This window comes from Bacillus sp. S4 (assembly GCF_040838205.1).
Taxonomy (GTDB): domain Bacteria; phylum Bacillota; class Bacilli; order Bacillales; family Bacillaceae_G; genus Bacillus_A; species Bacillus_A cereus_U.
On record NZ_JBFPJI010000073.1, the window covers coordinates 1 to 14,179 of the forward strand.

Consider the following 14,179-nt stretch of genomic DNA (forward strand, 5'->3'; position numbering starts at 1 on the left):
GATTATAATAGAGAAAGAAATATAAAAAGGAGTGAACGAATTTGAAAAAAGAACTTATTGAAAGATTTACGAGATATGTGAAGATTGATACACAATCAAATGAAGAAAGTCATACAGTGCCAACAACACCAGGACAGATTGAATTTGGTAAGTTATTAGTAGAAGAGTTAAAAGAGATTGGATTATCGGAAGTGACGATGGATGATAATGGTTATGTAATGGCAACACTTCCTGCAAATACAGATAAAGATGTTCCTGTAATCGGTTTTTTAGCACATTTAGATACAGCAACAGACTTTACGGGGAAAAACGTAAAACCACAAATTCATGAAGATTTTGATGGTAATGCGATTACGTTAAATAAGGAGTTAAATGTTGTATTAACACCTGAACAGTTCCCGGAATTACCATCATATAAAGGACATACAATTATTACAACTGATGGTACAACACTTCTTGGAGCAGATGATAAAGCTGGTCTTACAGAAATCATGGTGGCAATGAATTATTTAATACATAATCCGCAAATTAAGCATGGGAAAATAAGAGTAGCATTCACACCAGATGAAGAGATTGGCCGTGGACCATCTCATTTTGATGTAGAAGCGTTTGGTGCATCATTTGCTTATACGATGGACGGAGGTCCATTAGGTGGTTTAGAATATGAAAGTTTTAACGCTGCAAGCGCTAAGTTAACTTTTAAAGGGACAAATACACATCCTGGAACAGCGAAAAACAAAATGCGCAACGCAAGTAAACTCGCTATGGAATTTGATAGATACTTGCCAGTAGAAGAAGCGCCAGAATATACAGAGGGATATGAAGGGTTTTATCATTTACTTTCTTTAAATGGTGATGTTGAACAAAGTAAAGCTTATTATATTATTCGAGATTTTGATCGTAATCATTTTGAAGCGCGTAAAAATAACATCCAAGATATTGTGAAAAACATGCAAGAAAAGTACGGCGAAGATGCAATTGTTTTAGAGATGAACGATCAATATTATAATATGCTTGAAAAAATTGAACCGGTGAGAGAAATTGTTGATATTGCTTATGAGGCAATGAAAAGTTTAAATATTGAACCGAATATTCATCCAATTCGCGGCGGGACAGATGGATCTCAATTATCATATATGGGATTACCAACACCAAACATTTTTACTGGCGGTGAAAACTACCATGGTAAATTTGAATATGTTTCGGTAGATACTATGGAAAAAGCTGTTCAAGTTATTGTAGAAATCGCAAGACGATTTGAAGAGCAAGCTTAAAAAGAGAACCAAGTAGTCATGAAGTACTACTTGGTTCTTTTCTATAGTAAAAAATACAAGGTGAAACTTGTTTACAAGACATGTGTAAAAGGGGGAAATGTTATGAGTGAAAATCAGTATCATGGTTATATAGGGACATATACAAAGGCGGATAGTAAGGGGATTTATAAATTTATACTTGATACGAAAATTGGAAAGATTAAAGGGATTGAATTAGCAGCTCATATAGGAAATCCAACATATGTAACGATTAGTCATAACAATGAGTACCTTTATTCTGTTGCGAAAGATAATGGATTAGGTGGAATTGCTAGTTTTTCCATTCATAATAAAATGGGTAATCTAGATTTGATTAATACACAACTTTTAGAAGGGGCATCGCCGTGTCATTTAAGTGTGGATCGAGAGAATAGTACAGTAGTAGCAGCGAATTATCATAAAGGAACAGTTGAATCTTATATAGTGAAAAAGGGTAGTGGAAGTATAAATACTGCTACGACAATTGTAGAACATAAAGGTTCAGGACTGAATAAGGAAAGACAGGAAAAGGCACATGCTCATTATGCGAATTTCACTCCTGATGAAAAATATGTAGTAGCAGTTGATTTAGGAATAGACAAGGTGGTTACATATAAAGAAAGTGATGGAGGATTAATGGAAGCTGCTTGTTTATCTGTTAAACCTGGTAGCGGTCCGAGACATCTTGTATTCCATCCCAATAAACATCTTGCATACGTTATGACGGAACTAAGTTCAGAAATTATTGTACTGCAATATGATGCACAGAGTGGCAGTTTTAAAGAAAAACAATACATTTCGACATTACCTGAAGAGTATAGTGAAGAGAGTTATGGAAGTGCAATTTATATTTCTTCTGATGGCAAATTCGTTTACGCAGCAAACAGAGGACATAATAGTATCGTAGTTTTTCGAGTGAACGAGCATAATGGGGAGCTAACTTTTGTTGAAACAGTATCGACAGAAGGAGATTGGCCACGTGACTTTTCTTTAGATCCGACCGAAAGATTTTTAATTGCTGCGAATGAAAAATCTAATACATTGACTTTATTTACTAGGAATGAATTTACAGGTAAGTTAACGCTTGTACAGACGGGCATAAATGTTCCAGAACCAGTATGTGTGAAGTTTTTACATGTGAAAAAATAGATAGGTTTTCCTATCTATTTTTTATTAGGAAATTTTAATATAGCACCCGCCACAAATAAAAAGTCGCGTAAGACTCCCAACTTGTCCAATTTGCTGCAAATTCTTTTATTTCATTTTTAGTCGGTTTCTTTTCGGAACCTGTAATAAATTTGATAGCATTATGCAGGCCGACATCATCAATTGGAAAGGCTGAAGGGAATCGTAAACAACGCATCAAAACATAGTGAGCCGTCCATGGCCCTATACCGCGAATGCTAGTTAATTGTTTTTCAGCTAGCCTCACATCTTGTATTTCTAATAGAGATTCTTTTGATAATTTACCTTCTGTAATGAGCTGTGCGATGTCAATTAAGTATTCACATTTTCTTGTAGTCATTTTTAATAATGCGAGATCTTCTACACTTAGATTTGCTATTACTTCAGGTGAGGGGAATATCCAATGTTTTCTATCGTTCCATTCTACATAAGTGCCAAAGTTTTCGACTAATCTTCTTTTTAGAGTATAGGCATATGTGAGGTTAATTTGTTGACCGAGAATCCCCCAGCACAGTGCTTCAAATAAATCTGGAATACCTAAAGTGCGAAGCCCATAATACTTTTCAAGGGGTTTTTGAAGGAGCCGATCATGTTTTGCTAATTTATAAAAGGGAGCTAAATCAGTAGTTAAATCAAACCACTCTTTTACATAGTCAGCTACAGCATCGCGGACTCGTTTTTCAGAGATATATGATTCTCCTAAAAAACGTATTTGAATATTATCATCGGCATTCAAACAAATTTCAACGAAAGGATTTACTTCTTGAATAGGAATGACTTTATAGATTTTATTGTTTTCAACATGAAACATACATTCATTTTTAGAACGTGATAGATAGCGTAAGTTTTCTTGAAAACTAAATTCTTTTGGAACGACTAAAGATAATATTTCATTACAACCTTCTGTCATATTTATTCCTCCCGAAGCGCTTCTAATTTGAGCAATTCATTCTTCATTTCTAATCCCCCTCTAAAACCAGTTAGCTTTCCATCTTTTCCTATAACACGGTGACAAGGAATTGTAATTAGAAGAGGATTAGCTCCAATAGCAGCTCCAACAGCACGTACAGCTTTAGGATTTTGAATTCTTTCTGCAATCTCTGAATAAGAATATGTCTTTCCATAAGGAATTTCACGTACCGTACTCCAAACAGATAATTGAAATGCAGTTCCGTAAACATCGATAGGAATTGTAAAGGTTTCTAGTTTGTTTTCCAAATACTCGACAAGTTCTTTTGTATATGTTTGCAAATAATCTGGATTTTGGATGAATGTATGCTGTGGAAGTTTTTTTTTAGCCCACGTATTTAGTTCCTCAATAGTTTTATTTTGTGATCCGATGAAGCATAATCCATTTGAAGTGGCGGCAATATGCATACGCCAATGTTTATGAATAAGCAATGTCCAATATATAGTTTTATTTTCATATGGTTTCATTATTTCATTCCTCTTTTGTTCCGTGCTTTTTTCGATATTCAGTAGGGGTAAATCCTGTCTTCTTTTTAAATAAAGTCGCGAAATACTCCGGGTTTTCTATCCCAACAGCAGTGCTAATTTCCATAATGGATTGATTTGTATGTGATAGGTATTCTGTCGCTTTTGTAATTCTGAATTGCTGTATATATTCTATTGGACTTATACCTGTCATTCTTTTGAACGTGCGTTGTAAATGAAATGGGCTACCGTGGCACATTTCTGCAAGTAGGCCGAGAGTTAGTGCTTCGTCATAATGTTTTTCGATATAGTCTTTAATTTGTTCTATCCACTCTTCATTAGGTAAAATTATCCCATTTGGTTTACAACGTTTGCACGGACGAAAGTGTTCATGCAGTGCTTGCTCTGCATTTAGAAAAATTCGTACGTTGTTTTTATTCGGTATTCTCGATTTACACGATGGTCGGCAAAAGATCCCGGTTGATTTCACAGCATAAAAGAACTTGTTATCATATGAAGAATCATTATGAATAATTGCTTGCCAATACTCATTTGTTAACGAAAACCCTTCATTATGCAAAGATCATCACCTCTGAAATTAGTATAACCTGAATCATGTGCGTATGTACGTATTCACAAATGTAAGAGCAAGATTACAAAGGTGAAAGTATGATTGTTTTTCTATTTTGTGATAGCATGAACTTTGAAAGTGAACATCAAGAGGAGGACTATAAGTGAAGTTAATTTCATGGAATGTAAATGGTTTGCGTGCAGTTATCGCAAAAGGTGGATTTTTAGAATATCTTGAGGAATCCAATGCAGATATATTTTGTCTACAAGAAATTAAATTACAATGTGGACAAATTGATTTAAATCCAGAGGGATATTATACATATTGGAATTATGCTGTGAAAAAAGGCTATTCAGGAACGGCAATTTTTACGAAAAAAGAACCGCTTTCTGTTACGTATGGTTTAGGCATTGAAGAGCATGATCAAGAAGGAAGAGTTATTACTTTAGAATTCGAAGATTTTTACATAATAACGTTATATACGCCAAACTCAAAACGAGGATTAGAGCGTTTAGATTACAGAATGGAATGGGAAGATGATTTCAGGGCCTATATTAAGCGATTAGATGAAAAGAAACCAGTTGTTTTTTGTGGAGATTTAAATGTTGCCCATAAAGAAATAGATTTAAAAAATCCGAAAAGTAATCGAAAAAATCCTGGTTTTTCGGATGAAGAAAGAGAGAAGTTTACAAATATTTTAGAAGAAGGCTTTGTTGATACATATCGCTTTTTATACCCTGATCAAGAAGGAGCATATTCATGGTGGTCATACCGTATGGGAGCAAGAGCGAAAAATATCGGATGGCGCTTAGATTATTTTGTAACTTCTGAAAGGCTAAAACATAAAATTACCGATGCGAAAATTAATAGTGAAGTGATGGGATCAGACCATTGTCCAGTTGAATTACATATAGATTTCTAAAAAAAGAAGTATCTTCCTGAAAAAAGGAGATACTTCTTTTTTGTTCAGTTTTTTAAAATTTTTCAAATCATTCTTGAAATAAGTTAATATTAAATATATACTTAATAACGATAATCATTATCATTGGTAATGGTTATCGCGGAGTGAGGGTGGTAAAGAATTTAAGACTAGGGGAAGTGAACGAGAATGGCTCTCCATTTTACGTAGATTTATTAACGATGTGAAATATAGATGAGGATTAAGTTTCATATAATTAAGTTTCATTGTTGAAATAATATATTTAAAGATTTCGAGAGGAGATATATAAAGATGAACAAGAAATTATTTACATTAGGGATGGTTACAGTTTTAAGTGTAGGTTTAGCAGCATGTAATAGTACGGATAAAACTTCAGGGGAACAAAAGCAACAGACAAAAGCTACGGAAACAAAAAAAGATGAAAAACGAAAAATTACATATTTAGGTAAAGAATATACAGTACCAGCAAAAGTAGATAAAATTGCGACAGCTAGTTTAGAGTCGATGGAAGATGCAGCAGTACTTGGAATTAAACCAGTCGGTGCAATTACTGTAGGTGGTAAATTACCAAAGTATCTTGAAAAAGAATTGGAGGGTGCAAAATCTGTGGGTGAAAAAATGCAACCTAATTTTGAAACATTACTTCAATTAAAACCGGATGTTATTACATCTAGTACGAAATTCCCAGCAGAAACAGCTGAAAAGTTTACGAAAGTAGCTCCGACGTTCCCGGTATCACACGTTTCAACAGATTGGGAAGATAACTTAAAGTTAATGGGAGAATTAACTGGTAAAAAAGATAAAGCAGAAAAAATTATTAAAGATTACAATGCGGACGCTGAAAAAGCAAAAGCAAAATTAGGAGATAAGTTAAAAGACAAAAAAGTACTTGTAATTAGACTAAGAGCAAATGAATTATTCCTATATCCAGAAGGAGTATACTTCAACCCTGTAATTTATAAAGATCTTGGACTAACTGCTCCAGAACAACTTAAAACTGTAAAAGCACAAGAGAAAATTTCATTTGAAAAACTTGCTGAACTTAACCCAGATTATATTTTCTTACAATATGAGGCAAGTGAAAATAAAAACCCGAAAGTGCTAGAAGAAATTGAAAGCAATCCAATTTGGCAAAGTATGAATGCTGCGAAAGAAAAGAAAGTATTTGTAAACGTTGTAGATCCAATGGCACAAGGTGGCACAGCTTGGAGTAAAACAGCATTCTTAAAAGAAGCAGTGAAAAATTTATCTAAATAATACAATAAGTAAGGTGCGTTGAATGATATGCAGAAAACGAATGCGGTACCAGTAACCATTTTATGTATAGCGCCCATATTGATTTTATTTACAGTTATACTTTCTGTTTTATATGGGGCGAAAAACATTGATGCTGAAACAGTGTGGAATGCTTTATTTCATTTTGATTCCAGCGATGTAAATCATAATATTATTATTACTTCACGTTTACCAAGGGTAGTTGCAGCTCTTTTAGTCGGAGCATTTCTAGCCATATCAGGAGCACTTATGCAGGGGATGACAAGAAACTATCTTGCATCCCCTTCTATTATGGGTGTGACGGATGGTGCAGCCTTTGTTATTACACTTAGTATGATTTTCCTTCCAGGAATGTCATCGATCGGTATGGTTTTATGTTCAATGATTGGATCTGCACTAGGAGCCGGTATCGTGTTCGGTTTTGGTTCACTCCTTCAAAATGGATTATCCCCTGTTAGATTAGCAATTATAGGAACAGTTATTGGAACATTTTTAAGTAGTGTATCGGCCGCGATGGCTTCGTATTTCCAAATTTCTCAAAATGTTAGTTTTTGGTTTAATGCAAAGTTAGATCAAGTGGATCCTAATATAATTAAAATTACGATACCTTTTGGGATAATTGGGATAGTTTTAGCACTGTTCATATCAAAATCTATTACCATTCTTTCTTTAGGAGAAGAAGTTTCTATTAATCTAGGACAGCGTACAAAACTAGTTAAAGTGATGGCAATTTTATCAGTTATTTTTTTAACAGGAACAGCAGTTGCTTTAGTGGGGAAAGTTGGTTTTGTAGGATTAATTATTCCACACATTACTCGCTTTTTAATTGGGGTAGATTATAAGTGGATTTTGCCATGTGCAGGCGTTATTGGTGGAATTTTCTTAGCATTATGTGACATTTTAAGTAGATTTGTAAACTATCCATTTGAAACACCAATTGGAGTCGTTACTTCCTTAATTGGAATTCCATTCTTCCTTTATTTAATCCGTACAAGAGGAGGAGAGAGACATGCTTAAAAGTTCAAGTCAACGTTTTGGAATGACAATGGGGATTAGTATATTTTTAATACTATGTGCTATTTATATTAGTTTAACGAATGGTACGTTTGATATTACGATTACAGATGTATTTAAAACACTCTTTAGAATAGATCCAGTACCAGACCATGATTTAGTTATTTTTGAGTTTCGCCTTCCGCGCATTGTAATTGCTGGATTAGTAGGATTAGGCCTAGGTGTTGCAGGGGCCGTTATTCAGGGGATTACGAGAAATGGCCTGGCGGATCCAGGGATTTTAGGAGTGAATGCCGGAGCAGGTACAGCAATCGTAATTTTTATGTTTTTCTTTCAAGGGCAATTAAAGAGCACAGACTGGGTTTCTATTATGATGATGCCGATGTTTGGCTTAATAGGTGGATTAGGTGCAGCGATAATAATTTATCTGTTTTCTTGGAAAAACGGTAAGCTAGACTCGCAGCGACTTTTATTAACAGGGATTGCAATTGGATCAGGATTTGGAGCATTCTCTATGTATTTATCACTCAAAATGAAGTCAACTGATTTTGAAATGGCTGCAGTTTGGGTATCAGGAAGTATATATAGTGCAAACTGGAAGTATATTGTTGCTATGTTACCGTGGCTTATCATTTTAATTCCGCTTATACAAAAGAAAGCTTATTTATTAGATTTATTTCAATTGGAAGAAACGAGTATTACGAGTTTAGGTGTTGCAGTAGAACGAGAGAAATCAATTTTACTATTAAGTAGTATAGGACTTGTGAGTGCATGCGTTGCTGTTTCAGGAAGTATTGGTTTTATTGGCCTAATGGCACCGCATATAGCGAAAAGACTTGTCGGTATACAGCATAAGCATGTAATTCCTACGTGCGGAGTAATTGGAATGTTTCTTGTAATTGCTTCAGACTTTATTGCAAAAACAGTATTCACACCTGTAGAGTTACCGGTTGGAATTGTTATTTCAATTGTCGGCGTACCGTATTTCTTATATTTACTTTATAAGGCGAAAGCGTAAGAGGGGGAATGAAAGTGAGTATTTTAAGCGCAAAAAGTTTAGAAACAAGTTATGAAAAGCTTACCGTGTTTCGCGATTTAAATGTGGAAATACAAGAAGGAAAAGTAACGACAATTATAGGGCCAAATGGTTGTGGGAAATCGACATTATTAAAAACAATGGGAAGAATTTTAAAGCAAAAAAGCGGAAAAGTGTATTTACAAGGACAAGATTTAAATACAATTCCAACGAAAGAAATTGCAAAGCAATTAGCGTTACTTCCGCAAAATCCAATCGCTCCAGGAGAACTTAAAGTAGAAGAATTAATTTCTTATGGGCGTTATCCACATCGCAATAACGTGAATAAGTTAACGGCAAAAGATAAAGAAATGATTGATTGGGCATTAGACGTAACTAAAACGTCAGCATTTCGTACGAGACAAATTGCAAATTTATCAGGTGGACAAAGACAAAAGGTTTGGCTAGCAATGGCGTTAGCACAACAGACAGAAGTCTTATTACTAGATGAACCAACTACATACCTTGATATGTCTCATCAATTAGATGTACTGCAAATCGTGGAGAAATTAAATAAAGAACATAATTGTACGGTCGTAATGGTATTACATGATATTAACCATGCAGCTAGATTTTCAGATGAGATTATTGCAATGAAGGAAGGGGAAATTGTTATAACTGGTAGCCCAGAAGAAATCATTACAAATGGAGTATTAAAAGAAGTATTTCATATTGATGCGCGTGTCATGATTGATCCGTATAATGGGTCTCCTGTTTGTTTCGGATACGATAGCGTTGTATCTCAAGAAGAAAAAGTAGAAATATATGTAACGAGTTAAAGGGGGGATATAAGATGAATACTACTATTGAAAAACAGCAGATTATTACATCTAATACAGAACAGTGGAAAATATATTCAAAATTAGAAGGTAAGGAATATCAAATTCATATTTCAAAGCCGAGGCAGCCAGCACCAGAGTCAGGATATCCTGTCATATACGTATTAGATGGCAATGCCTTTTTTCAAACATTCCATGAAGCGGTTAAAATACAATCAGTTAGAGCAGAAAAAACAGGTGTTTCACCAGCTATTATAGTTGGTATTGGATATCCGATTGAAGGGGCATTTTCAGGAGAGGAAAGATGCTATGATTTTACACCTGCCGTAATTTCAAAAGATGCTCCTTTAAAACCGGATGGTAAACCGTGGCCTAAAACAGGAGGGGCACATAACTTCTTTACGTTTATTGAAGAAGAATTGAAACCACAAATTGAAAATAATTTTGAAATTGATAAAGAGAAGCAAACGTTATTTGGACATTCTCTAGGCGGATTATTTGCATTACATATACTATTTACAAATGTAAATGCCTTTCAAAATTATTTTATTAGTAGTCCGTCTATTTGGTGGAATAACCAATCTGTACTTGAAAAAGAAGAGAACCTTATAAATCAATTAAACAATGCTAAGGTTGAAACGGGAGTATTCCTTACAGTTGGTTCCTTAGAACGAGAGCATATGGTTGTAGATGCAAATGAATTATCAGAGCGTCTACTCCAATTAAAACATGAGAAGTTAAGATTTAAGTTTTATGAAGCTGAAGGAGAGAATCATGCATCTGTTGTGCCGACTTCTTTAAGTAAGGGATTAAGGTATATTAGTCATTTGTAGAGGGAATTTATTTTGGAGAAATCAATAATAATATAAAAAGAATCCTATGTTTTATGTGGGATTCTCTTTGCTATATAAACATATTTAAGGTATTAATCAAATATATATTTGAATAAGAGGTGTTACTTATGAAAGAAGAACATTGTGAACTTTGTTATCACGATGAGCAAAAAGTAAAGCATGCAAGTGACATGTTGGAGAAAGAAAATATAAGTAGTGTAGCGAAAATGTTCAAGGCACTCGCGGATGAAACACGATTAAAAATTGCGTATGCACTGTATACGGAAAAGGAACTTTGTGTACGTGATGTCGCCAGTATTATTCATAGTAGTATTGCAACGGCTTCGCATCATTTAAGACTGTTACAAACAATAGGATTAGCAAAAAAGCGTAAAGAAGGAAAACTTGTTTTTTATTCATTAGATGATTCTCATGTAAATGGATTAATTGAATTAGCGTTTAGTCATAGTAGTGAAATGAAAAATAAAGAATTCGATATGTAGTAAGGCATTTTCATAAAGAAATTTCTTTATGAAAATGCAATTTTAAAAGGAGAGGAGATAATAAGTATGATTAAGCTCCTTTTAATAAGACACGGACAAAGTGAATGGAATGTTGAAAATCGGTTTACAGGCTGGACAGATATAGACTTATCAAATGCTGGTCTTCGAGAAGCAAGAGAAGCTGGAGAGGTTTTGAAAGCCAATGGATTCTCATTCAATATAGCATATACATCTGTTTTAAAAAGGGCGATGCGTACTTTGTAGATTACTCTTGAGGAAATGGATTTGATGTGGATACCTATTCATAAAACATGGAAATTAAATGAGAGACATTACGGTGCACTTCAAGGATTGAATAAAGAAGAAACAGCGAGAAAATATGGTGATGAGAGAGTAACTTTATGGAGACGTTCAACAAATGTACGCCCACCAGCTCTTACAAAAGATGATGAGAGATATGAAGCGGCACATCCGAAGTATAGAGATTTAAAAGATAATAAGTTTCCCCTTACAGAAAATCTAGAAGATACAGAAAAACGAGTTGTTTCATATTGGGATGAAGAAATAGCCCCTAATTTAAAAGATGGAAAAAAAGTGATTATTGCAGCGCATGGAAATACAATAAGAGCTTTAGTAAAATATTTAGATCAAATTTCAGATGAAGATATAGAATATGTAAACATTCCAACAGGAACACCATTAGTTTATGAATTTGATAACGATTTAAAACCGATATGTCATTATTATTTAAGAATGAAAATGGGTATAAAACAAACGGTTTAATATACCCTACCTATGTATTGTATGTGGATAACGGAGGTGATTTATATTGTTACATTATACTGTCGTAAATAAAAAAAATTGTGGGTCATGTGGATTATGTGCTTCCGTAGCTCCTGATATATATCAATTAGATGGAAAAGGAAAATCATTTGGTGTATTAGATAACAATGAAGGAATAATGGGAATCCCAAAAATTTTCTTGAAAGCAATGTTGGCAGCTAGTGACGGCTGTCCAACAAGTTCAATTCAAGTAAGAAAAGAGCCGTTTATAAATAAAGTGAAAATTCAATATAAGAATTATTAAAGATAAAACAAGATTAAAAGGAGGAATTTATATGGGACATCATCACGGTCACCAACATCATGGGCATACTCACGGGCATTCCCACGGGCATCATCATTTTGAAGAGAGTAGAGAAGGGAATAAGAAAGGTTTAATTACGGCATTAGTAATTACGGCAATTATTATGTTTCTTGAATTTTTTGGAGGACTAGTTACAAATAGTTTAGCCTTATTATCTGATTCAGGACATATGTTAAGTGATACGAGTTCGTTATTATTAAGTTTAATTGCCATTGGATTAGCAGCTAGAACTGTTACTTCTACAAAAACGTATGGATATTATCGTTTTGAAATATTGGCGGCATTAATTAATGGTATTACATTATTTGTTGTAGCTGGACTTATCGTGTGGGAAGCGATTGGAAGGTTTTTTGAACCACCAACTGTAGCAAGTGGTCCGATGATGTTAATCGCATCAATTGGTTTACTAGCAAATTTAATTAGTGCATGGGCTCTTATGAGACAAGGTGATGTGAAAAATAACGTCAATTTACGTAGCGCGTATTTACATGTTCTTGGAGATGCTTTAGGTTCAGTTGGTGCGTTAGTAGCTGGTGCACTTATGTCGTTATTTTCATGGTATATTGCAGATCCAATTATTTCAGTGGTTGTAGCGCTATTAATTTTAAAGAGTGCATGGGGAGTAACAAAACATTCCATTCATATACTTATGGAGGGTACACCTGTTTCAATTGAGATAGAACAAGTTAAGCAAGCTATTAAAGAAGTAGAGGGTGTACGTGATATACACGATCTCCACATTTGGACAATTACATCAGGATTAGATGCATTAAGTGTCCATGTAATGATCGATAAAAAACAGGACGATCAAGAAGTGCTTCAAAATATTATTACTATGTTAAAACAGGAGTTCCATATTGAACATGCTACAATTCAAATCGAAACGCTTAAGATTAAGCATAGTGAAATGGTCGTTTAATAAAATTCAACAAAAAGGCTATGGAGGAAATTCTCCATAGCCTTTTTGTTCACGTAAGTAGAATTGTCCTTTTTGAAAGTTTTGTTTCAACTTTTCGTCTAAAGAGACAAAAAGTTGTCACAATTCCGTCACAATTAGCATAAACATACTATAAACGAAATGAACTTATCCCGCATAATAGCCCAATTGATTCAACTAATAATCAGTAGGGCTGAAAACACCACTGATTAAAAGTTCACTTTATTCTCAAGGAGGTAGGTCGTATGAAAACTATTCTTGCTATCGCTGGGCTTATTTGGGTTTTATCACACGGTATTCCAATTTATGAAGGAGAACAAATTCGTAGTGCTCTAAATAAAGAATTTAATGAATATCATATTATTGATCGACAAGATAATGTTGTTACAGTTCGTGTAAATGATTGTTTTCATACAGTTACCGTTGAAGGAACTTCTGTAGTTAATGACACAAAATTATGTGATCAACAATAGATGTATATATAATAGAAAGAAAAAAAGTCTCAATTCAAATTTGTGATGATTGAGGCTTTTTTTATTGAGTTTTAGTGGGAGATTTCATTGTTTTTTTGAAAAAGGGAAAGGGTATAATGATAATTGGGATTGAGAAGCTAAGTATTTGTTAAGAATAATCATATAAAGATAAGATACTCATATAGGGTATCATTACATAGATATTTAATGCTATAATTGGTATACTCGTAAAAAGTATTTGTTTTTATTGGATGAAGAGAAACTTTAAGAAGGTGATAATATGGATCATAAAGAGCAGGAAACAACGGCTATGCATAGATCAGAAAAAGAAAAAGAGCAAATTATAAATAGATTGAAGAGAATTGAAGGACAAGTTCGTGGAATTCAAAATATGATTGAAAATGATCGTTATTGTGTTGATATTCTAGTGCAAATTTCAGCGATCAATGCAGCGATGAAAAAAGTAGGAATGGGCGTCTTAAAGAATCATACAAATCATTGTGTTTCAGGAGCTATTAAAAACGGGAATGGTGACGAAGCAATTGAAGAATTAATGACCGTTTTTGAACGTTTTTCAAAAGCGTAAAAACCAAGCTAGTATTTGACTGGCTTGGTTTTTCTTTATACATATATGGGATATGGACAGATGGTATAAAAATTGATGCGTGGAATAAAGAGAAAATAAAGGTTTTAGAAAAATTTTTAAATCATTATATAAAAC

Annotated in this window: 16 protein-coding genes and 1 pseudogene; 14 read left to right on the plus strand and 3 right to left on the minus strand. The window is 34.0% G+C overall.

Features of this window, described 5'->3' with window-relative positions; all coding sequences use genetic code 11:
- Window positions 1-41: 41 nt before the first annotated feature.
- Window positions 42-1,274, plus strand: coding sequence for a peptidase T (gene pepT, locus AB3X48_RS10215; RefSeq protein ID WP_088099444.1), 1,233 nt, complete (start codon window positions 42-44; stop codon window positions 1,272-1,274).
- A gap of 102 nt (window positions 1,275-1,376) precedes the next feature.
- Window positions 1,377-2,441, plus strand: coding sequence for a lactonase family protein (locus AB3X48_RS10220; protein WP_088099443.1), 1,065 nt, complete (start codon window positions 1,377-1,379; stop codon window positions 2,439-2,441).
- A gap of 34 nt (window positions 2,442-2,475) precedes the next feature.
- On the opposite strand, the gene AB3X48_RS10225 is transcribed toward AB3X48_RS10220, so the two are convergent.
- From AB3X48_RS10225 to AB3X48_RS10235, 3 genes are read right to left on the minus strand one after another with little or no spacing between them, the layout of a single operon-like run.
- On the minus strand, window positions 2,476-3,387 hold the full coding sequence (locus AB3X48_RS10225) for a DNA-3-methyladenine glycosylase 2 (RefSeq protein ID WP_016105926.1): 912 nt from the start codon (window positions 3,385-3,387) through the stop codon (window positions 2,476-2,478).
- Window positions 3,388-3,389: 2 nt separating this feature from the next.
- Window positions 3,390-3,914, minus strand: a complete 525-nt coding sequence (locus AB3X48_RS10230) for a methylated-DNA--[protein]-cysteine S-methyltransferase (protein ID WP_002160804.1) — start codon at window positions 3,912-3,914, stop codon at window positions 3,390-3,392.
- Between the two features lie 4 nt (window positions 3,915-3,918).
- Complete coding sequence (locus tag AB3X48_RS10235) at window positions 3,919-4,491, minus strand: bifunctional transcriptional activator/DNA repair enzyme AdaA (protein WP_246907729.1); 573 nt, start codon at window positions 4,489-4,491, stop codon at window positions 3,919-3,921.
- 154 nt (window positions 4,492-4,645) lie between these two features.
- On the opposite strand from AB3X48_RS10235, the gene AB3X48_RS10240 reads away from it, so the two are divergent.
- From AB3X48_RS10240 to AB3X48_RS10295, 12 genes and pseudogenes are all read left to right on the plus strand, one after another.
- A complete protein-coding gene (locus tag AB3X48_RS10240; RefSeq protein WP_016105923.1) occupies window positions 4,646-5,404 on the plus strand; it encodes an exodeoxyribonuclease III in 759 nt (252 codons plus the stop codon).
- A gap of 309 nt (window positions 5,405-5,713) precedes the next feature.
- The gene (locus AB3X48_RS10245) at window positions 5,714-6,679 is read left to right on the plus strand and encodes an iron-hydroxamate ABC transporter substrate-binding protein (protein ID WP_016105922.1); all 966 of its coding nucleotides are present in this window, start codon (window positions 5,714-5,716) and stop codon (window positions 6,677-6,679) included.
- A 27-nt stretch (window positions 6,680-6,706) separates the two neighbouring features.
- Entirely contained in the window at window positions 6,707-7,714 is a 1,008-nt protein-coding gene (locus tag AB3X48_RS10250; protein ID WP_246907727.1) for a FecCD family ABC transporter permease, read from the plus strand.
- Complete coding sequence (locus AB3X48_RS10255; protein ID WP_016105920.1) at window positions 7,707-8,729, plus strand: FecCD family ABC transporter permease; 1,023 nt, start codon at window positions 7,707-7,709, stop codon at window positions 8,727-8,729. The genes AB3X48_RS10250 and AB3X48_RS10255 overlap by 8 nt, the downstream gene beginning before the upstream one ends.
- Before the next feature lie 14 nt (window positions 8,730-8,743).
- Window positions 8,744-9,565 (plus strand): ABC transporter ATP-binding protein, encoded by an 822-nt coding sequence (locus AB3X48_RS10260; protein WP_016105919.1) that lies wholly within the window; start codon window positions 8,744-8,746, stop codon window positions 9,563-9,565.
- Window positions 9,566-9,579: 14 nt separating this feature from the next.
- Entirely contained in the window at window positions 9,580-10,398 is an 819-nt protein-coding gene (locus tag AB3X48_RS10265; protein WP_002199592.1) for an alpha/beta hydrolase, read from the plus strand.
- Window positions 10,399-10,526: 128 nt separating this feature from the next.
- Entirely contained in the window at window positions 10,527-10,901 is a 375-nt protein-coding gene (locus AB3X48_RS10270) for an ArsR/SmtB family transcription factor (RefSeq protein ID WP_002111285.1), read from the plus strand.
- Window positions 10,902-10,967: 66 nt separating this feature from the next.
- Window positions 10,968-11,684, plus strand: a pseudogene (gene gpmA, locus AB3X48_RS10275) (2,3-diphosphoglycerate-dependent phosphoglycerate mutase).
- Window positions 11,685-11,730: 46 nt separating this feature from the next.
- Window positions 11,731-11,988, plus strand: coding sequence for a ferredoxin (locus AB3X48_RS10280; protein WP_016105915.1), 258 nt, complete (start codon window positions 11,731-11,733; stop codon window positions 11,986-11,988).
- A gap of 31 nt (window positions 11,989-12,019) precedes the next feature.
- Window positions 12,020-12,967: a cation diffusion facilitator family transporter gene (locus AB3X48_RS10285; RefSeq protein ID WP_002111281.1), complete on the plus strand. Its 948-nt coding sequence runs from the start codon at window positions 12,020-12,022 to the stop codon at window positions 12,965-12,967.
- Between the two features lie 263 nt (window positions 12,968-13,230).
- Complete coding sequence (locus tag AB3X48_RS10290; protein ID WP_002160816.1) at window positions 13,231-13,458, plus strand: hypothetical protein; 228 nt, start codon at window positions 13,231-13,233, stop codon at window positions 13,456-13,458.
- A 280-nt stretch (window positions 13,459-13,738) separates the two neighbouring features.
- Window positions 13,739-14,044: a metal-sensing transcriptional repressor gene (locus tag AB3X48_RS10295; protein ID WP_002160817.1), complete on the plus strand. Its 306-nt coding sequence runs from the start codon at window positions 13,739-13,741 to the stop codon at window positions 14,042-14,044.
- Window positions 14,045-14,179: the final 135 nt, after the last annotated feature.

Coding starts and splice junctions, on each gene's coding strand:
- AB3X48_RS10225 (WP_016105926.1), bottom strand. CDS start 3,387: ATGACAGAAGGTTGTAATGAAATATTATCTTTAGTCGTTCCAAAAGAA.
- AB3X48_RS10290 (WP_002160816.1), top strand. CDS start 13,231: ATGAAAACTATTCTTGCTATCGCTGGGCTTATTTGGGTTTTATCACAC.
- AB3X48_RS10265 (WP_002199592.1), top strand. CDS start 9,580: ATGAATACTACTATTGAAAAACAGCAGATTATTACATCTAATACAGAA.
- AB3X48_RS10285 (WP_002111281.1), top strand. CDS start 12,020: ATGGGACATCATCACGGTCACCAACATCATGGGCATACTCACGGGCAT.
- AB3X48_RS10295 (WP_002160817.1), top strand. CDS start 13,739: ATGGATCATAAAGAGCAGGAAACAACGGCTATGCATAGATCAGAAAAA.
- AB3X48_RS10230 (WP_002160804.1), bottom strand. CDS start 3,914: ATGAAACCATATGAAAATAAAACTATATATTGGACATTGCTTATTCAT.
- AB3X48_RS10255 (WP_016105920.1), top strand. CDS start 7,707: ATGCTTAAAAGTTCAAGTCAACGTTTTGGAATGACAATGGGGATTAGT.
- AB3X48_RS10250 (WP_246907727.1), top strand. CDS start 6,707: ATGCAGAAAACGAATGCGGTACCAGTAACCATTTTATGTATAGCGCCC.
- AB3X48_RS10220 (WP_088099443.1), top strand. CDS start 1,377: ATGAGTGAAAATCAGTATCATGGTTATATAGGGACATATACAAAGGCG.
- AB3X48_RS10270 (WP_002111285.1), top strand. CDS start 10,527: ATGAAAGAAGAACATTGTGAACTTTGTTATCACGATGAGCAAAAAGTA.
- AB3X48_RS10245 (WP_016105922.1), top strand. CDS start 5,714: ATGAACAAGAAATTATTTACATTAGGGATGGTTACAGTTTTAAGTGTA.